The 17,799-nt window shown below is 64.7% G+C and carries 18 protein-coding genes and 1 pseudogene; 4 read left to right on the forward strand and 15 right to left on the reverse strand.

Features of this window, described 5'->3' with window-relative positions; all coding sequences use genetic code 11:
- Window positions 1-54: 54 nt before the first annotated feature.
- A complete protein-coding gene (locus DDA93_RS13360) occupies window positions 55-498 on the forward strand; it encodes an Lrp/AsnC family transcriptional regulator (RefSeq protein ID WP_019481838.1) in 444 nt (147 codons plus the stop codon).
- Window positions 499-770: 272 nt separating this feature from the next.
- Here DDA93_RS13360 and DDA93_RS13365 read toward each other — a convergent pair whose 3' ends face one another.
- From DDA93_RS13365 to paaA, 10 genes are all read right to left on the reverse strand, one after another.
- The gene (locus tag DDA93_RS13365) at window positions 771-1,550 is read right to left on the reverse strand and encodes an enoyl-CoA hydratase/isomerase family protein (RefSeq protein WP_116779033.1); all 780 of its coding nucleotides are present in this window, start codon (window positions 1,548-1,550) and stop codon (window positions 771-773) included.
- A gap of 42 nt (window positions 1,551-1,592) precedes the next feature.
- Window positions 1,593-2,345 carry an anti-sigma factor gene (locus DDA93_RS13370; protein WP_019481840.1) on the reverse strand — a complete coding sequence of 251 codons (753 nt, stop codon included), beginning with the start codon at window positions 2,343-2,345 and terminating at the stop codon, window positions 1,593-1,595.
- A complete protein-coding gene (locus DDA93_RS13375; RefSeq protein ID WP_019481841.1) occupies window positions 2,332-2,901 on the reverse strand; it encodes a sigma-70 family RNA polymerase sigma factor in 570 nt (189 codons plus the stop codon). The genes DDA93_RS13370 and DDA93_RS13375 overlap by 14 nt, the downstream gene beginning before the upstream one ends.
- A gap of 81 nt (window positions 2,902-2,982) precedes the next feature.
- Complete coding sequence (locus tag DDA93_RS13380; protein WP_243400635.1) at window positions 2,983-3,678, reverse strand: class F sortase; 696 nt, start codon at window positions 3,676-3,678, stop codon at window positions 2,983-2,985.
- A gap of 103 nt (window positions 3,679-3,781) precedes the next feature.
- Window positions 3,782-4,603 carry a DUF4397 domain-containing protein gene (locus DDA93_RS13385; RefSeq protein ID WP_116779034.1) on the reverse strand — a complete coding sequence of 274 codons (822 nt, stop codon included), beginning with the start codon at window positions 4,601-4,603 and terminating at the stop codon, window positions 3,782-3,784.
- 107 nt (window positions 4,604-4,710) lie between these two features.
- The gene (gene paaE, locus DDA93_RS13390; RefSeq protein ID WP_019481844.1) at window positions 4,711-5,883 is read right to left on the reverse strand and encodes a 1,2-phenylacetyl-CoA epoxidase subunit PaaE; all 1,173 of its coding nucleotides are present in this window, start codon (window positions 5,881-5,883) and stop codon (window positions 4,711-4,713) included.
- Entirely contained in the window at window positions 5,884-6,339 is a 456-nt protein-coding gene (paaD, locus tag DDA93_RS13395) for a 1,2-phenylacetyl-CoA epoxidase subunit PaaD (RefSeq protein ID WP_243400637.1), read from the reverse strand.
- Window positions 6,340-6,437: 98 nt separating this feature from the next.
- The gene (gene paaC, locus DDA93_RS13400; protein ID WP_116779036.1) at window positions 6,438-7,262 is read right to left on the reverse strand and encodes a 1,2-phenylacetyl-CoA epoxidase subunit PaaC; all 825 of its coding nucleotides are present in this window, start codon (window positions 7,260-7,262) and stop codon (window positions 6,438-6,440) included.
- Window positions 7,259-7,606 (reverse strand): 1,2-phenylacetyl-CoA epoxidase subunit PaaB, encoded by a 348-nt coding sequence (gene paaB, locus DDA93_RS13405; RefSeq protein WP_243400636.1) that lies wholly within the window; start codon window positions 7,604-7,606, stop codon window positions 7,259-7,261. The genes paaC and paaB overlap by 4 nt, the downstream gene beginning before the upstream one ends.
- On the reverse strand, window positions 7,607-8,593 hold the full coding sequence (gene paaA, locus DDA93_RS13410; protein WP_116779045.1) for a 1,2-phenylacetyl-CoA epoxidase subunit PaaA: 987 nt from the start codon (window positions 8,591-8,593) through the stop codon (window positions 7,607-7,609).
- A 239-nt stretch (window positions 8,594-8,832) separates the two neighbouring features.
- Between paaA and DDA93_RS13415 the strand changes: the two genes are divergently transcribed.
- The 3 genes and pseudogenes from DDA93_RS13415 (at window position 8,833) to DDA93_RS13425 (ending at window position 12,120) form a co-directional block, all read left to right on the forward strand.
- A complete protein-coding gene (locus tag DDA93_RS13415) occupies window positions 8,833-9,171 on the forward strand; it encodes a PadR family transcriptional regulator (protein ID WP_116779037.1) in 339 nt (112 codons plus the stop codon).
- On the forward strand, window positions 9,168-9,875 hold the full coding sequence (locus DDA93_RS13420) for a hypothetical protein (protein WP_019481849.1): 708 nt from the start codon (window positions 9,168-9,170) through the stop codon (window positions 9,873-9,875). Before DDA93_RS13415 ends, DDA93_RS13420 begins: the two co-directional genes overlap by 4 nt.
- A gap of 66 nt (window positions 9,876-9,941) precedes the next feature.
- Window positions 9,942-12,120, forward strand: a pseudogene (locus tag DDA93_RS13425) (S9 family peptidase).
- Here the strand turns inward: DDA93_RS13425 and DDA93_RS13430 are convergent.
- The 5 genes from DDA93_RS13430 to DDA93_RS13450 all read right to left on the reverse strand — a co-directional run.
- Complete coding sequence (locus DDA93_RS13430) at window positions 12,057-13,142, reverse strand: LacI family DNA-binding transcriptional regulator (RefSeq protein WP_116779038.1); 1,086 nt, start codon at window positions 13,140-13,142, stop codon at window positions 12,057-12,059. The pseudogene DDA93_RS13425 and the gene DDA93_RS13430 overlap by 64 nt on opposite strands.
- A 38-nt stretch (window positions 13,143-13,180) precedes the next feature.
- Window positions 13,181-14,680, reverse strand: coding sequence for a GH1 family beta-glucosidase (locus DDA93_RS13435; RefSeq protein ID WP_116779039.1), 1,500 nt, complete (start codon window positions 14,678-14,680; stop codon window positions 13,181-13,183).
- Window positions 14,677-15,591: a carbohydrate ABC transporter permease gene (locus tag DDA93_RS13440; RefSeq protein WP_116779040.1), complete on the reverse strand. Its 915-nt coding sequence runs from the start codon at window positions 15,589-15,591 to the stop codon at window positions 14,677-14,679. Before DDA93_RS13440 ends, DDA93_RS13435 begins: the two co-directional genes overlap by 4 nt.
- Window positions 15,588-16,571, reverse strand: coding sequence for a sugar ABC transporter permease (locus DDA93_RS13445; protein ID WP_116779041.1), 984 nt, complete (start codon window positions 16,569-16,571; stop codon window positions 15,588-15,590). Before DDA93_RS13445 ends, DDA93_RS13440 begins: the two co-directional genes overlap by 4 nt.
- 4 nt (window positions 16,572-16,575) lie before the next feature.
- Window positions 16,576-17,799, reverse strand: a 1,224-nt coding sequence (locus DDA93_RS13450; protein ID WP_116779042.1) for an extracellular solute-binding protein, incomplete at its 5' end; no start/stop codon positions are given.

Raw genomic sequence — 17,799 nt, forward strand, 5'->3', positions numbered from 1 at the left:
ATTAGTGGACGGATTGTAAATGTGAGCTGCGTTACGTGGAAAGGTGTAGACAAAATGGTGGATCAGCCGTTGGACGAGGTGGACCGGAGAATTCTTGCCGAGCTCACCAGGGATGGCCGCCAGTCGGTCACCGTAGTGGCGGAAAGGGTGCACATCTCCCGCGCACACGCCTACTCCCGCATTGCCCGACTCACGGATTCGGGAGTGCTAACCAAGTTCACTGCGCTAATTGACCCGATCAAGGCAGGACTGCGGTCATCCGCCTACGTGACCCTCAAGGTCCAACAGCATGCCTGGCGTGAATTGCGTGAACAGTTGCGGCTGGTCCCTGAGATTCACCACATCGCTCTGGTAGGCGGGGACTTCGACGTCATTCTGTTGGTGCGGGCTGAAGACAATGTGGGGCTGCGCCGGGTCATTTTCGATCAACTGCAGTCCATGCCAGGCGTGATGGACACCCAGACGTTCCTGGTGTTCGAGGACATTGACACTCGCTGACCCGGGCAGGCGCGCAACCCGGGGTGCCTCGGGGGCGCTGGGTGGTGTGGCCAAGGGGCGGTCTCTGACTGGTGGTGACATCCCGTTCTGAATGTCATCCTCCCCCATGAGACGCTGCGAAACCGCTCCTTGGCCACACCACCAGTAAAAGTCATTGCCTCAGGAAAATACTTTGAATTCGCCATTGTTTCTAAATGTTTCCCGAAAAGTTATAAACTTTTTGCATCCAAACACACTCGCCGGGGCCGGACCGTTCTCCGTGCGGGCGGCGGTCAGCCTTTGAACACGGGTTTACGCTTCTCCTGAAAGGCAGTGAACCCTTCCGCGTAGTCGTCGCTGCGGCACAACTCGCCCTGTGCAACGTTTTCCGCACTGATTGACTCCCAGAGCCCCAGTCGCCGGTCGCGGATGCCAGCTACCAGTTCCTTCGAGGCGCGGAAAGCCCCCGTTGCACCGGAGGCGACCCGCTGGGCGGTTTCGCGGGTGCGCGGCAGCAGATCTTCGGCGGGCATGACCCGGCTGAACAGGCCGGCGGCGACGGCGTCAGCCCCACTCATGAGCTCGGCCGTATAAATCAGGTCCAGGGTGCGGTGGGCGCCAAGTCGTTCGGTGAACAACCAATGCCCGCCCGAGTCGAGGGTCGCTCCAAGATTGGCAAACGGTGACCCGAGTTTGGCGTTTTCGGCGACGTAGACCACATCGGTGGCGACCAGCAGCCCGAGCCCGACGCCGAGGCAGGCACCATGGGCGGCCGCAAACGTCGGGGCGGGGAAGCCTGCCATCTTCTGGAGCAGGGGTGTCACCAGCCCCTCCAGGTAAGCGACGGCGTCGTCGGTCTCAGGATGGACATTTGAAATATCGCGTCCAGCGCAAAACGCCCGGCCCTCGCCGCGCAGCAGCAGTGCCCGCACCGTTCCGTCGGCCGCGGCTGCGGTCGCTTCGTCGTAGGCCCGGGACAAGCCACCGAGTGCGTCTTCATCGAGCGAGTTGAGTTTGGCTGGAGCGTTGAGCACAATTTCCGCGACGTTGTTCTCAATGGTCAGATCAATCATGGTCAATGCCTTCCGGTCTGGTGCCTCCAGCCTAGCGGTGACCTACCCGACTTCGGCTTCCAGCGTGCCACGCAGGACGCTCACTCCTGAGTGCAGCGGGTCACCGTCGAGGGGCTCATCAGAGACGTCGACGATCGGGAAGGCCACAAGGTCCACGTTGTCGGGGATCACCAGTGAACTGGTGCCTCCCCCGATCACACCGAGACTATACATTTGCTGCAGGTCTGGTGCGATCAGCCAAACTTCCTGATATCCGTCGGCCTGATCCTCGGTCACGGTGATCTGCAGGGTGCGCACGCCGTCGTCCGACGTAAACACACTGGCGCTGCCCCCGGCGGTGAAGCCAGCCAGCGGGTCCAGCTGGCTTTGCGCAACCAGATCCGGGGCGGCTTCCGCTCGCACCTGCTGAACCGCCCACACAGCTCCAGCACCGGTCAAGACTCCGGCGGTGACGGCGGCGATCAGGAATTTCGGGGTGAAGGTCCGCTTTTCCGCCCGCAGCTGTGACAACTCGGAGACCGGAGTGGCGTCCTGAACCGGGGAGGGCGACGTCAGAGGGTCAGTACTGAGTGCAGGCTGCAGGCCCAGTTCCTGATGAATAGCAGCCCACACCTGCGAATCCGGCGACTCCAGCGGCGCCGCGGTGATATCGCCACGAGCGGCAAGCACCACGCCGTTCAGCTCCCGCACCTCACTGGCACACGCGTCGCACCCATCGAGGTGAACCTGCGAGTCTGTATCCAGTGGTTCGTCCAGGGCAGCCATGCTGAGGGTTCCCGGGTCAAGGTGTTGCATTCCAGGTCTCCAATCGGCTGCGTAGTTGGGTGAGGCTTCGGCGAATATGGCTCTTGACAGTGCCGAGGGGCAAATCGAGCCGGGAAGAAATTTGTTGGTGCGTTAAGTCTTCGTAGAAGGCGAGCCGAAGGATTGATTGCTGCGGTTCGCCTAAAAGTTCGAGTTCTGAATTGAGCACCACCCGGTTGGCGACGCTCTCTATCTCGTCGGCGCCCCTTTCCTGCTCCCTCGGACCGCCGACGGTGTGGACCCGCTGCACCAGGCTGTCAATCTTTTGCCGGGCAGCCTGGGCATCGGACACCAGGTTCCGGCTAATACCAAGCAGCCACGCAGGGAGGCTCCCCGCGTCGGGGCTATACCCTGAACGAAAGCGCCAGGCCCTGACAAATACTTCCTGGGTGACATCGGCGGCTGCTGACCGGTCTCCCAGTGAACGAAGCGCCACCGTGAAAATCAGTGGCGCAAAACTTCGGTAGGCAAGGGCGAGGGCGTGCTCATCGCCCGCTGAGAATTCGACGTCGCGCTGTGGTGTCCACTCATGGCCTGGAGGTGTCAACTACTCTCCTTACGCCGCGGCCGCGTCTCTTATGCCCCCCGCTGGGCATCCTCTCCGCTGGGTCGCTGCATTCTGACCCGTTCAGAGCGGGGAGGCCGTCAGCACAACATTATCCTCATAATCATCCTTGTCTACTAGCCAGTCTCCTCCGCAGGTAATGATCACCAGCTGATGTTCCCCATCACGCTGGAAAATTTCCGAGGTGTTCAGGGTTGCCTTCGGCTCGTGTCTGACGCCGGTCACTTCATATTGCACCGGCTCCGCGTTCTCGCGACCGACGGTGATCAGGGTGCCTACCGGCACGTTCTTCAGCTGGGTAAAGGGCATCACTTCCGTCCCAATGTCGATGTGGGCCGCGAGAACGGCGTTGCCCGCTGCTGACCCCGGCGCCGGGCCATAGCGATACCAGCCCGCCTCATAGAAGCTCTCCGGTATTTCCATTTCGTTGTCCTCCTCAATCCCGACGTCGATGACGCCGACCTGGATGTCGGTGCCTGCGATATCCAGTGAAACGGGCGACGGCGTCGCCTCCGCCAGAGCGCCGGTGGCCGGGCGGATGGCAACCCCCGAGGTGACGACGTCGCTCGCCGGGAGGTCGACGTCGTCGGGCGGTGCCTGCACGGTCGCCGATCCCGAGGTGGGGGCGGTGGCCGGGGTGGTGGCTGACTGCGCGTCAGGAGTAGGTGACTGGGCAGCTGGCGTGGCGCACCCGCCAGCGAACAGCCCAAAAGATGCGGTCAGGAGGACGGCTACGGAACGACAGGATTTGCGGGGCAACGGCTTGAGCTTTCAACGGGTCCGGTCAAACGGACTGCTTAGAGGGTGACAGACAGGTGGGCAGGGTAAGGAACGAGAGGGGCCCCACCCTGCCCACACTGGCTTATTTGTCGGCGCGGGCGGTCCGGACCCGTGCGGCGACCGCTGCACCCGAGAGGAGCACCAGGCCGAGGGCCCCAGCTCCGATGATGGCTACGGTGTTGTCCTGAGCTGGACCGGCCTGGGCACCGGGTACAGCTGCGGGGTCGGAATGCAAACCCTCGATGACCTGGGTGGCGAGGGCGAGATTGCCGTCCTCAAGGCTTCCCCAGGCATAGACGATCGTCGCGGTGCCTTCGCCGAGGGTCAGGTCTGCTGGACCGATGACCGGATCAGTGGTTCCGGTGGCAGCAACCGAGGCGGAGATGGTTCCTGGATCAGTGGTCAGGGTCGCTTCGTCCGGGTTGCTGAGGTTCTCAACCACTACCGCGTCGCCGGCGAGGACGTCGACAGCTGGGGCGGCAGCGGTATGGCGGACGGTCAGCCGTGACTGTCCGGCCTCGACCGCTGAAACGTCATTCGTGTAGAAGTTGGCGGTCGGGGCGCCCTCGGCATCGAGGTTGGCCGTGGCCGTGTAGTTTCCACCCGCCGCGAGGGTCACCGCCACTGGACCAATGACCGGTGCGCTGGCGTCTGCGGCATCGGCAGCTGTCACGGCCAACTCGTAGTCACCTGCCGGTAGGTTCAGTGGTCCGGCAAGTTCACCGGGGGTAAAGTCGTCGAGGGTCAGGTCACCGTTGACATAGACGTCGACCGTGAGATCGGGGACAGCGTGCAGAACTGACAATGAGGCCGTATCGGCGGTCTCGGTGGCTACCGCCGGGGCGGCAACCGAGGCGGCGCCGAGCACGGCGACAGCACCTACTGCATAAAGACTCTTTCGCATTTTCTTGCTCCTCACTCGGGCCCGGGTGGGCCACCAGATGCTTACACCCGGTACTACCGTCGGCGGGGGCACTTTGGATGCAGCAGGAGCAGATTTTCTGGAAAGACTCAGGCGTCGTAGTCGACCGATACTGCGTCACTGGTCGGCCGGGACTGGCAGGTGAGGACGTAGCCCTTCTCTATTTCGTCCGCCTCCAACGCGTAGTTTTCTTCCATTTCAACCGTGCCGGTGACCAGCTTGGCACGGCAGGTACCGCAGACCCCGCCGGCGCAGGCAAAGGGCACATCCGGCCGGACCCGCAGCGCCGCGTTGAGGATCGATTCCCGCGCGTGGGTGGGGCTGGTGACCTGGCCTTGCAACCCGTCGAGGTTGAACGAGATGGTGAAGTTCTCGCCGCCGTCGTCGGCACGGACGGGGCGGCCAATCTGGCCTTCGGGACGGGTGGGTTCGCCGGTCGAGAAAAGCTCAAACCTGATCTTTTCGGGGGCGACGCCGCGCTCCCCCAGGGTGTCGCGGCACAGCTGGACGAGTTCAAAGGGGCCGCAGAGGAACCATTCGTCGACGTCGTCGGTCCGGATCACGGTGCCCAGCAGTTTTTGCAGCTTGTCCGCATCGATCCGTCCGCTCAGCAGCGGGGAGATACGCTGCTCGCGGGACAGCACATGGTGCAGTGCGAACCTGGCCGGATAGCGGTCCTTCAGGTCGGCGAGCTCCTCCAGGAACATGACGTCCATGGCGGCCTTGTTGGCGTAAATCAAGTCGAAACGCACGGAGGCGTTCGCGGCGAGGACTGTTCGGGCGATGGCGATCACCGGGGTAATGCCTGAGCCGGCAGCCACTGCGACGAAAGTTGTTTCCCCGGCGACAGCCAGATTTCCCTGCAGGTCCTCGGGCCGGTTGAGCTCGTTCATCTCGTGCTTCGAGATAAACTGGCCCATGGGGCTCATCACGTCGAGCCGGTCACCGGCCTTCAGCGACTCGTTGGCCCAGCTGGAAAACACGCCACCGAGATCCTTCTTGATGGCCACCCGGATCTCACCGGGCACCGGTTCGGCGCAGATGGAATAGCTGCGCCGCACCTCCACCGGGGCGCCGTCGACGTCGAGCGTGGTGCGCAGCGCCACGTACTGGCCCGGGAGGTAGTTGTACTTGTCGGCCAGGTGGTCGGGGACGGCGAAGGTCACCTCGATGGCGTCTCCGGTGAGGCGCCGGACCTCGGCGACCGTGAGCTCGTTGAAGGCCGTACGGCGCTGGGTGGATGGGGCTAGCTTGACGGCCATTTAGAGCACCTTGAAGTAGTCGAAGGGTTCCTTGCAGTCCTTGCAGACGTAGAGCGCCTTGCAGGAGGTGGAACCGAAGCGGGTGAGTTCGCGGGTATTCAGGGAGGAGCATTGGGGGCATTTCACGCTGAGACCCACCCTGACCGGGCCCGCCGCGGCCATCCCGGAGGGCGGGGCGATGCCGTACTCGTCGAGTTTCGCTTTGCCGGCGCTGGTCATCCAGTCGGTGGTCCAGGCCGGCGCGAGCGTGAGCTTGACCGATACGTTCTGATACCCGTGGCCGGCGAGCGCGCTGGTGACGTCGTCGCGGATCGCATCCATAGCCGGGCACCCCGAATAGGTGGGAGTAATGGTTACGGTGATGGCGCCGTCGTCGTCGATCTGCGCCTCGCGGAGGATCCCCAGATCCTCGATGGTGAGGACCGGGATCTCAGGGTCCACCACAGTGGCGGCGATATCCCAGACCTTCCCGGCCTCGGCACCGGCGGGCCGGTGGGCGGTGTTGGTACTGGTGTTGACTCCAGATGTATCAATGCTCACGGTTGTCGCCTCCGTTACCAGGTGGCGCCGGGGTGCTCGCGGGCGAGTACCTGCATTTCGGCGAGCAGGTAGCCGAGATGTTCGCTGTGTTTGCCGTGGCGTCCGCCGCCCACCGCGGCAGGCACCGCAGGAATCTCGAGTTCGGCCTCAGCGAACAGAGAGGCGAGAAGGGAATCAACCGGTGCGCGCAGCGTGCTCGGGCGAACTGCCGCGTCGCCGAGCGTGTCGATGAGCTGGTCGTCGACGAACAGTTCCTCCACATAGGGCCAGGTCAGTTTGAGACCGGCAATCATGCGGCGGCGCGACTCGTCGGTGCCGAGGGCCAGGCGAAGGACCCACTGGCTGCTGTGGTCGCGGTGGTAATCCACCTCTTTGACGGCCTTCGCCGCGATGGCGGCGAGGGTCGGATCGGTCGAATGCATCAGCCGCGAGTACAGCTCGAACTGGTAGTGCGAGACCACCAGTTGGCGGGCGATGGTGCGGGCGAAGTCGCCGTTCGGCTGCACGAACAGGTGGGCGCAGCGGAACTCCGGTTCGCGCCTGAAGTAGGCAAGATCGTCCTCGGTCTTGTCCAGGCCGTGGCCAGCGTAGCTGAGGAAGGAACGGGCGTGACCGATCAGGTCCAGGGCAATGTTGCCGAGGGCCACGTCCTCTTCCAGCTCCGGTGCCCGCGAGATCCACCAGCCCAGCCGCTGGGCGAGGATCAGCGAGTCGTCGCCGAGACGCAGCGCATATTCCGCGACGTCGGTGCTCGGCTTCAGGTCCGATGCGGCAATGTCCTCCGGGCGCAGCGCGTTGCCCGGCGTGGTGCGGGTGGCGCTGGCGTTCGATTCGCTCACAGGTGCTTCACCCCATCGCTCTTTGTGTAGTACGTCGCATGCCGGTAATCCTTGCCCTGCGGGGATTCAAAGAACTGTCCCTTGGCATCAGGGTCGCTGGTAATGATTGACGACGCCGGCACCACCCACAGGCTCACACCTTCGTTACGCCGGGTGTACAGGTCACGGGCGTTACGGACTGCCATCTCGGCGTCGGGCGCGTGCAGCGAACCCGCGTGCACATGGGACAGACCGCGTGATGAGCGCACGAACACCTCCCACAAGGGCCAGGGCTGGCGTTTCTCGGGAGCCAATGGAGCCGGCGCTGTCGAGCCGTCGTCGCCTGTTGTTGAACCGCCGGTCATCTAGGCCGCCTTCTGCTGTGCTGTTGCTGCCCGCTTGTCGGCGTAGGCTGCCGCTGCTTCGCGCACCCAGGCGCCGTCTTCGTGGGCTTCCCGACGGCGTTCCATCCGCTGGGCATTGCAGGGCCCCCGACCGGCGAGGACTTCCTTGAACTCGTTCCAGTCCAGTGGGGCATGCTCCCACTGCTGGGTGTCTTCGTTGAACCGGATCTCGTCATCTGGGAGGGTCAGGCCGAGCACCTTCACCTGCTCGACCATCATGCCGACAAAGCGTGAGCGCAGTTCGTCGTTGGAGAACCGCTTGATGTTCCAGGCCATCGACTGCTTGGAGTTCGGCGAATCGTCGTCGGGTGGGCCGAACATCATCAGTGACGGCGCGTACCAGCGGTTGACGGCATCCTGGGCCATTTCCTTCTGGGCGGGGGTGCCGTTGGCCAGTTCCAGGAGGATCTCGAAGCCCTGGCGCTGGTGGAAGGATTCCTCCTTGCAAATCCGCACCATGGCACGGCCGTAGGGCCCGTAGGAGGCGCGGCAGAGGGGCACCTGGTTGGCGATTGCGGCGCCGTCGACCAGCCAGCCGATGGCACCCATGTCGGCCCAGGTGACGGCCGGATAGTTGAAGATGCTTGAGTAGCGGGCCTTGCCGGCGATCAGGTCCTCGGTCATCTTGTCCCTTGGCGTGCCGAGGGTTTCGGCCGCCGAGTAGAGGTACAGGCCATGGCCTGCCTCATCCTGGACCTTGGCCATGAGGATGGCCTTGCGCTTCAGCGACGGTGCGCGGGAGATCCAGTTGGCTTCAGGCTGCATGCCGATGATCTCGGAGTGGGCGTGCTGGGAGATCTGCCGGGCGAGGGTCTTCCGGTAAGCCTCGGGCATCCAGTCGCGGGGCTCGATGCGGGAGTCCTCGCTGATGAGCCGTTCAAACTGTTCCCGGCCAGCTCGCTCGTCCTCGGTTTCAGTCCTTGCCTCGGACCTGTTCCCGGACGGCATCTGGTCAACTGCTGGCGCTGTTGCCATGGTGGTCACCTCACTGTGAGCGTCGAAAGTACGCGGGGTCGGCCGCAAATTAATTACCGACCGTTCGTTCAGGATATCGGGAGGGTGGCCGGACAGTCAACAGCCGCCGTCAGCCTGCCGTCCCCACCCGCGGCGCCACCCACTGTGCCTCTCCGCGCTCGGGTGTGCTGGACTAGGTAGACAGGCTGACTAGTTAGTGCAACTATGTAGTCATGAGCGACAGACAATGGCCCAGCGAGTGGATGAGGGGAGCCTTAGGCATGAGCGTCCTCAAGGTCCTGGAGGCCGGACCCACCTACGGGTACGCGATCGCCACGGCCCTGGAGGAAGCGGGACTCGGCTCGATCAAGGGTGGCACGCTCTACCCGCTCCTCACCCGATTCGAGTCGGCCGAGCTGGTCACCACTCAGTGGCGCGCGGGCGACGGCGGCCCGGGTCGGAAGTACTTCTCACTCACCGACGCCGGCCGCTCCGAACTGGCTCGGCAGACCGCCGAGTGGCAGGCCTTCACCACCCGGACACTGACCCATCTGAACGGAGACACCCCGTGACCGACACCAAAAAAGACCAGCAGTGGCTGACGGATTTTGTCCTCGAGCTCTCGCACCGCGGAGTCGGCGGACGGGACATCGGCGACGCCAAGGCATCAGTCGAATCCCACCTCGCCGACAGCGGGGAATCAGCTGAGGAGGCGTTTGGGAGCCCAGTTGACTACGCCCAGGCTCTGGAGTTCGCCGACACTCCGGACGAGAGCCTTCCACCGGTGCTGCTGCCGGCTCTGCTCGGCATCTTCGGTCTGATGCATTACCTGCCTGCCATCGCCGCAGTCGCACAGGGACAGCCGGTGAGGTTCACCGGCACCGAATTCGCACTGTTCCTCGTCCTCGGGGTATCCATGGTGCTGATCGTGAAGAACATCTTTCGGTTGGTGAAGCAGTGGTGGTGGCTTCTGGCGATCTGGATGGCTGTCGTTGGTCTTGGTATCCTCGCCTCGCTCCTCCCTCTGCTGCTTGACCTTCCCGAGCTGGAAGCCAACGCGGGCGCAGTAGCAACAATCACTGGAGTCCTTCTAGTGGGTGCCGGATTCTGGACCCGAGCGGCGATCAACAACAGCGAGGGTGTCATTACGCCACCCAATGCGGCGTCGACCGACGACAAAGACGGTGCGGTAGAGCGCGTGATGGTCGCTTTGGCTCCGTGGCTGATGGCCATCGGAGCAGCGATATTCACAGTCGGGGCTTTCCTGGCCGCGTAGCTCAGCTATTCCAGGGCCCGGACCAGCTGAAACCTGCACGCCTGACTCTCTGGCAGGATGGTTTCCATGACTGCAGAGACGCACTTCCCCACCCCTCCCGTTGCCAAAAAGGTGCCGACGGAACGCACCCACCACTCGGATACCTTCGTGGACGAGTACGAGTGGCTGCGGGAAAAGGAAAGCCCCGAGGTCCTCGCCCACCTCACGGCCGAGAACAAGTACACCGACGCCGTGACCGCCGGCCAGGAACAGCTCCGGCAGGACATCTTCACCGAGATCAAGAACCGGACGCAGGAAACCGATCTGTCCGTGCCGTCCCGCAAGAAGGGCTGGTGGTATTACGCCCGCACCGAGGAGGGCAAGCAGTACGCCATCAACTGCCGGGTCGCCGCCACTGACACTGGTGATCTCGCCAGCGACTGGACGCCACCGGAGATTGTCCCCGGCAAGCCGATTGAGGGCGAACAGGTGATGCTGGACGGAAACGCGGAGGCCGAAGGGAAGCCCTTCTTCTCCCTTGGCGGGCTGGCGGTTGCCGAGGACGGGAACCTCCTGGCCTATTGCGAAGACAACGCGGGCGACGAGCGTTTCACCCTGCGGATCAAGGATCTGCGTACCGGCGATCTGCTTCCCGACGTGGTGCCGAACATCTTCTACGGGCTGGCCTTCTCCCCCGACGGCACCCAGGTGTTTTACACGGTGGTCGACGATTCCTGGCGCCCCTACCAGGTCAGATCCCACACGCTCGGCACCCCGGTGGAGCAGGACACGGTGGTCTATCAGGAGGACGACGTCGCCATGTGGACCGGCTTCGACCTGTCAGCCGACCGGACCCAACTGCTCATCGGCATCGGTTGCTCCGAGTACAGCGAGTACCGTGTGCTGGACCTGACCAACCAGTCAGCCGGCCTGCTCACCCTGATTCCGCGCAGCGAAAAGGTCCTCTACGAGGCCGATCCGGTAACGGTCGACGGCGAGCGCCACTATGTGCTCACGCACAACCGGAATGCCCGGAACTCAATGGTCAGCCTGGCCGCGGAGTCCGAGTTCGCCAAGCCACTCTCCGACCAGCGGTGGAACACGGTGGTGGCGCACGACGACGCCGTCCGGGTGGGCGGAGTCGCCGTCACCTCCACCCACCTGATCGTCTCGGTCCGCAAGGCACTATCGAACGTGTCCAGGTACTCCCGCTCGCCGGGCTCGGCGCGGCCGACCAGCCCGCCCCCGAGGAGCCAGGGTTCTATGAAGAGCTCTTCACCTGCCACCTGGCCGACGCCGAGTTCGATTCGCCGATCATCAGGCTCTCCTACACCTCCTTCTTCACTCCCCCACGTGTCTACGACTATGTCCTCGACACCGGAAGCCTGCTGCTGCGCAAGGAGACCGAGGTGCGTGGCGGCTACCGCCCGGAGGATTACACGGCGGAGCGGCAGTGGGCCACAGCGCTGATGGCACGCTGATCCCCCTGTCCGTCCTGCGCCGGGCCGACCTCGCCGACGACGGCGCCAACCCCGCACTGGTCTACGCCTACGGCAGCTACGAAATCAGCATGGACCCGGGCTTTTCGATCGCCCGGCTGTCGCTGCTGGACCGCGGGTTCGTCTTCGTGGTGGCGCATATCCGGGGCGGCGGAGAAATGGGCCGCACCTGGTACGAGGGCGGCAAGAAGCTCAACAAAAAGAACACCTTCACCGACTTTGTCGATGCGACCCGGCATGTGGCGGCGTCGCCCTTTGTCGATCCCAGCAGGATCGCCGCAATGGGCGGGTCCGCTGGCGGGCTGCTGATGGGCGCGATCACCAATCTGGCACCCGACCTGTACCGGACGGTGGTGGCACAGGTGCCGTTCGTCGACGCGCTGACCACCATCCTCGACCCCGAGCTGCCGCTCTCGGCACTGGAGTGGGAGGAATGGGGCAACCCGATCACCGACCCCGCGGTGTATCAGTACATGAAGGAGTACACCCCCTACGAGAACATCAAGGCGACCCGGTACCCGCGGATCGCGGCGGTGACGAGCTTCAACGACACCCGGGTGCTCTATGTGGAGCCCGCCAAATGGGTGGCCAAGCTCCGCGAGACCACCACGGGCAGCGAGCCGATTGTGCTGAAGACCGAGATGGACGGTGGCCACGGCGGTGCGAGTGGACGGTATGAGCGGTGGAAGGATGTCGCCTGGGACTACGCCTTCGTGGCGGCGGCCCTTGGTGCCGAGGAGCTCCGGACCACCAGTTCCGCCGGGTAGACCACCGGGTCGGGGTGAGTGCCGGGAGCCTCAATCTCCTCGAGCAGCATGGCGCCGGCCTTGGTTGCCATCTCCACCATCGGCTGGGTGATGGTACTCAGGGCCGGCGACGCCAGGGCGGCAATGCTGTGGTTGTCATACCCCACCACGGCGACGTCGTCGGGTACCCGTAGCCCGCGGGACCGCAGGACCTCCAGCACACCGACGGCCATCAGGTCGGATGCGGCGAAGATCGCGTCGGTGCCGGGGGCAGCGTCGAGCAGCCGCCGGGTCGCCTCGGCCGCGCCCACGGTGGTGAAGTCGGCGAACTCGACGGGGCTTGGCGCCGCCCCGGCGTCGCGCAGCCCGTCCTGCCAGCCGCGGAGGCGGTCGACGGCGGCGGTCATGTCGGCGGGTCCGGCGATAGTGGCGGGGCGCTGGCTACCCGCGGCGAGCAGGTGCTGCGCTGCCTGGGTGCCGCCACCATAGTTGTCGGTGTCGACGTACGTCAGTCCGTGCTGGCTCTGCCAGGGCCTGCCGATGAAGATGATGGGCAGGCCACTCTCCGCCAGCGGCCCCACCCAGGTGTCCCCCTGGTGGTGCGACACCACGATGGCCCCATCCACGTGCCCGCCCCGCAGGTAGCGCACGGTCCGCGCCGCATCGTTGCTGCGGGACATGAGCAGGACCAGCTGCACATCGGTTTCCCGCAGCGACTCGGTGACGCCGGTGATGACCATGGCGAAAAAGGGGTCCATCATGACGCGCATGTCCGGTTCAGGAATGACCAGCGCTATCGACGCGGTACGCCGGGTGACCAGTGACCGTGCCGCACGGTTGGGCGTGTAGGCGAGGGCAACGACGGCGGCGTCCACCGCAGCCTGCGCCTCCGGGCTCACCCGGCTGCCCCCGTTGATGGCACGCGACGCCGTCGACCGGGACACGCCGGCCGCCGCCGCCAGATCCTCCAGGGTGGGGCTGTATTTCGTTCCCGGCGGGTGGGCGAGTCCGGGACGCCCGGCCCGTGGTTGCTGATCATTCATCACCTAGAGAATACGACACGATGACCTGCCAGCGGGGCCTACCTGCTGGTGGCCAGCACGGTGTCCCCCGGGCCAGTCACCGCCTCCGCGGGGCCGGGTCCCACCTGGTGCACCGGTCCGGGGGTCCGCAGCGCGTTGGCCGCGGCGGCCCGGGCATACCAGAGGGCGCTGGCCTTCGGAGTCCGCTGCTGAGTGTCATAGTCCACCCGGACCAGACCGAAGCGCTGGTGATAGCCCCACGCCCATTCGAAGTTGTCCAAAAAGGACCACGCGAGGTAGCCGCGCACGTCCGCGCCGTCGTCGATCGCTGCCCGGACCGCCCTCAGATGACTGTCGAAGTAGGCCAGCCGGTCCTGGTCGTCAACGAACCCCGACCCGTCAGGCACGTCATCGTAGGCAGCACCGTTCTCGGTGACGTAGACGGGGATGCCCGCCGGCCCGGTGTACTCCTCGTGGATGCGGACCAGCAGCCGGCGCAGGCCGTCGGGCTGCACCTCCCAGCCCATCCCGGTAACCGGGAGGCCGCGCGGTGCGGACCGTACCCCGTCGGCTGCGACATACGGCGACGCGACCGGTCGGCCCTGCGGGGCGTGCCCGCCGTCGTCGCTGGCAGGATCGACCGACGTCGTCACCGCCTCGCCGTGATAATAGTTCACGCCCAGCAGGTCAAGAGGCTCGGAGATGACGGCCAGGTCGCCGTCGTGGATGAAATCCTCCAGGCCAAGGTGGCGGACGTCGTCGAGCACGTCCTGGGGGTACTGGCCCCTGAACACCGGATCGAGGAAGATCCGGTTGAACTGGCCGTCGATGCGGCGGGCGGCGTCGACATCGGCGTCGCTGTCCGGGTCGACCGGATCCGGGACGGTGAGGTTCAGCGTCAGCCCCAGCTGCGCTGCCGGGTCACGCCGGCGCAGCTCCTGCGCCGCCAGCCCGTGGCCGAGGAGCAGGTGGTGCGCTGCGGCGAGCGCGGCGCGGGGGTCCTGCCTGCCGGGCGCGTGAATCCCCGCCGCGTACCCGAGGAACGCTGAACACCACGGCTCGTTCAGGGTGGTCCAGATGCGGACCCGGTCGCCGAGGGCTTCATGCAGCACTGCTGCATACTCAGCGAACCGGTAGGCGGTGTCGCGGTTGGCCCAGCCGCCCTGCTCCTCCAGCGCCTGCGGCAGGTCCCAGTGATAGAGGGTCAGCCAGGGCTTGATGCCGGCGGCGACCAGCTGATCCACCAGGCGGGAGTAGAACTCGATGCCCTCGATGTTCGGCGTCACCCCGTCCGGCATGCACCGGGCCCAGGAAGTAGAGAAGCGGTAGGCCTGCAGGTTGAGCTGTTTCATCAACGCCACGTCGTCGGCTGAGCGGTGGTAGTGGTCGCAGGCGATGTCACCGTTGTGCGCATCGGCAACCGCTCCGGGCTCCCGGGAGAACACGTCCCAGATGGAATCCTGCCGGCCGTCCTCGTGGGCTGCCCCTTCAATCTGGTAGGCCGCCGTGGCCGCACCCCAGAGGAATCCCTCCGGAAAGGTGATGTCTGTGTTGGTCATCCTTTGACTGCTCCTTGCATGATTCCTGAAACGAGTTGGCGTCCTGCGAGAACGAATACCAGCAGGAGAGGGATGGTCGAAAGCACTGCACCGGCGAGAACCACAGAGTAGTCAACGAAGTGGGCTGCCTGGAGTAGCTGCAGTGCCACCGGAAGAGTGGGATTGCTGGGGTCGAGCACGATGAAAGGCCAGAAGAAGTTGGTCCAGGTGGCCATGAAGGTGAAGAGGGCCAGCATGGCGGCGGCTGGCCGAGCGGCCGGGAGCCCCACGTGCCAGAACGCCCTGATCATCGACGCCCCGTCGACCCGCACCGCCTCGATCAGCTCATCGGGCAGTGCATCCCGGATGTACTGGGTCATCCAGAACACGCCGAACGCCGTCACGAGGGCTGGGATGATCACCGCCCACAGGGACCCGGTCCAGCCAAACCTGGACATCACAATGAACAGGGGCACCACGCCGAGCTGGGTGGGGACCGCCATGGTGGCGATCACAAACACCAGCAGCCACTTACTGCCCTTGAACTTCAGTTTGGCGAAGGCAAACCCGGCCAGCGTCGAGAAAAAGACCACCGAGAACGCGGTCACGCTGGAGACCAGCAACGAGTTCCCGAGCGCTGTCCAGAAGGGAATGCTGTCCAGCACCTGCGCCGCGTTGGCCAGGAAGTTACCGCCCGGCAGCAGGGGGATCCCGCGGGACAACACGGTACTGTCGTGGCTGCCGACCAGGAAGGACCAGTAGAGCGGGAACAGCGAACCGAGCAGGACGGCGCCGAGGAACCCGTAAGTGAGGAACCCGGGGCGCCGCCCGGTTCCGCCCGGGCCTTTCCGACGACGTCGGTTGCCCCGGCGGGACGCAGCGCGTGCTGCCCCCTTTCCTGCCGTTTGTGCGGTCAAGGGAATGGAGCTCACTTGGTGCCTCCCTGGTTGGCGATGCGCCGGGTGATGAAAAAGTTCAGGACTGCAATCAACACGATGATCAGGAACAGCAGCCAGGCGACGGCCGAGGCGCGTCCGAAGTTGCGTTGGCCCCACCCCAGTTCCCAGATGTACATCGTGAGGGTCTGCCATTGCCGGTCGGCTCCACCCAACCCGTACTGGTCGAACACCCGCGGCTCGTCGAAGATCTGAAGTCCGCCGATGGTCGAGGTGATCACCACGAAGATGACCGTGGGCCTCAGCATCGGCACGGTGAGCGAGAAGAACTGGCGGAGCCGGCCCGCCCCGTCGATGGCCGCCGATTCGTAAACGTCCCGCGGAATGGCCTGCATGGCCGCCAGGAAAATCAGCGTGTTGTAGCCGATCCAGCGGAAATTCACCATAGTGGCGATGGCCATGTGGCTGGCGGTCGGATCGGAGTGCCAGCGCACGCCCTCGAAGCCGAGCGACCTGAGAATCTCGTTGACCAACCCGAACTGGTCGGCGAACAGGTTGTTGAAGATCAGCCCCACGGCCACCGGTGCGACGACGAACGGAACCAGTACCCCCATCCGCCAGAAGGTTTTCGCCCGCAGGTTCGCGTCGAGGAAGGCGGCGATGACGATTGCCGCCACCACCTGTGGCACTGAGGAGAGCAGGAAGATGCTGAACGTGTTGCCCACAGCGTTCCAGAAGAACGGCTGGGACAGGATGAACGTGTAGTTATCCAGCCCCGCGAACTCCCCCTGGCCGCCGATCAGGTTCCAGTTGTGGATGGAAACCCAGGCCGTGTATCCCAGGGGAAAGAGGCCGGTGATGGCGAACAGGAGGAAGAACGGCGAGATGTAGAGGTACGGGGAAAACTTCACATCCCAGCGGGAAAGCCGATGGGAGAAGGTGATCCGCCGGACCTTTTTGGACGACGGCGGGCGCCGGGGTGGGGCTGGTTTCAGCGCCCGGTCGGTGACGGCCATGGTGTCAGAGCGCGTTGACCGCGGTGACGAACTTGTCCCAGGAGGAGGCGACGTCGTCGGTCTGGTCGACGTCGACACGGGTCAGGGCCTGCTGCATCGCATCGTTGATGGGGAAGTACTTCGGTCCCTTGAAGGGGGTGACGTCCACGGCCAGCGCCCGCTCGGCGAGGATCTCCCCGGTGGGTGCGTCGTTGAAGAACTCGTTGGTCGCGTCCAGCAGGTCGGTGCTTTCCAGTGCCTCGACCTGGCTGGGGAAGGTGCCCTTCGCGTTGAATGCCTTGATCTGCTGTTCGGGTGCGGTGAGCCAGTCGGCGAGCTTCTTGGCTTCGGCCTGTTTTTCGCCCTGCACGGGGACCGTCAGGTAGGACCCGCCCCAGTTGCCGCCACCGCCGGGGAAGACATTGGCAATGTCCCATCCTTCGACGCCTTCGGCGTTGCCCTCAATGACACCGAGCATCCAGCCGGGGCACAGCATGGTGGCAAACGCATCGGACTGGAATCCCGCCGTCCAGTCTTCGCTCCACTGGCCCAGATGCGCCGAGAGGTTGTCATCCACCGAGGCAGCGACCACGGTCTCGTAGATTTCCTTGACCTCGGCGTTATCGGCGGCGATGACCGTGCCGTCCTCATTTTCGTAGGCATTCTCGACCTGGTTGATCATGCCCTGGTAGGTGGCTCCGGCTGAATCGAACCAGGCGACTCCGTCGCTGGCGGCGACGAAGTCCCGTCCAGCCTCAAAGTAGCTGTCCCAGGTGCCGCCCAGTAGCGCAGCGACTTCGTCCCGGTCGGTGGGCAGGCCAGCGTCCTCAAAGAGGTCGGCCCGGTAGCAGACACCCTGGGGGCCCACATCGGTGCCGTAGCCGATGAGCTTGCCATCCGGGGTGGTGGCGGCCTCGGTCTTCCAGTCCAGCCAGCGGCCGTCGACCGCAGGGTCGGCGAGGTCGGCGAACTGGTCGGGGAATTCCATCAGCTCCGCCAGCCAGTCAACCTCGATCGCTTCGATGTCGGAGAGTCCCGATCCTGCGGCTAGCCGGGTGGTGAGGTTGTCGCGGGCCTCGTTGGAGGTGGCCGCCTTTTTGTGTTCGATGGTCACGTTGTCGTTGAGTTCTTCGTATTCGGTGAAGAGGTCTTCGTACCCGAACTCGTTGAAGGTGGCAACGGTGAGAGTGACGTCTGACTCGCCGGTAGCGTCGTCGATATTGCCCGCCGGGGTTGAATTGGAACCGCA

It is taken from the genome of Arthrobacter sp. Bz4 (assembly GCF_003075455.1).
Classification (GTDB): Bacteria; Actinomycetota; Actinomycetes; order Actinomycetales; family Micrococcaceae; genus Arthrobacter_D.

What these genes read in the sequence shown, in the direction of transcription:
- DDA93_RS13360 (WP_019481838.1), top strand. Translation starts at nt 55, where the DNA reads ATGGTGGATCAGCCGTTGGACGAGGTGGACCGGAGAATTCTTGCCGAG.
- DDA93_RS13365 (WP_116779033.1), bottom strand. Translation starts at nt 1,550, where the DNA reads ATGATTGATCTGACCATTGAGAACAACGTCGCGGAAATTGTGCTCAAC.
- DDA93_RS13370 (WP_019481840.1), bottom strand. Translation starts at nt 2,345, where the DNA reads ATGCAACACCTTGACCCGGGAACCCTCAGCATGGCTGCCCTGGACGAA.
- DDA93_RS13385 (WP_116779034.1), bottom strand. Translation starts at nt 4,603, where the DNA reads ATGCGAAAGAGTCTTTATGCAGTAGGTGCTGTCGCCGTGCTCGGCGCC.
- paaE (WP_019481844.1), bottom strand. Translation starts at nt 5,883, where the DNA reads ATGGCCGTCAAGCTAGCCCCATCCACCCAGCGCCGTACGGCCTTCAAC.
- paaB (WP_243400636.1), bottom strand. Translation starts at nt 7,606, where the DNA reads ATGACCGGCGGTTCAACAACAGGCGACGACGGCTCGACAGCGCCGGCT.
- paaA (WP_116779045.1), bottom strand. Translation starts at nt 8,593, where the DNA reads ATGCCGTCCGGGAACAGGTCCGAGGCAAGGACTGAAACCGAGGACGAG.
- DDA93_RS13415 (WP_116779037.1), top strand. Translation starts at nt 8,833, where the DNA reads ATGAGCGACAGACAATGGCCCAGCGAGTGGATGAGGGGAGCCTTAGGC.
- DDA93_RS13430 (WP_116779038.1), bottom strand. Translation starts at nt 13,142, where the DNA reads ATGAATGATCAGCAACCACGGGCCGGGCGTCCCGGACTCGCCCACCCG.
- DDA93_RS13435 (WP_116779039.1), bottom strand. Translation starts at nt 14,680, where the DNA reads ATGACCAACACAGACATCACCTTTCCGGAGGGATTCCTCTGGGGTGCG.
- DDA93_RS13445 (WP_116779041.1), bottom strand. Translation starts at nt 16,571, where the DNA reads ATGGCCGTCACCGACCGGGCGCTGAAACCAGCCCCACCCCGGCGCCCG.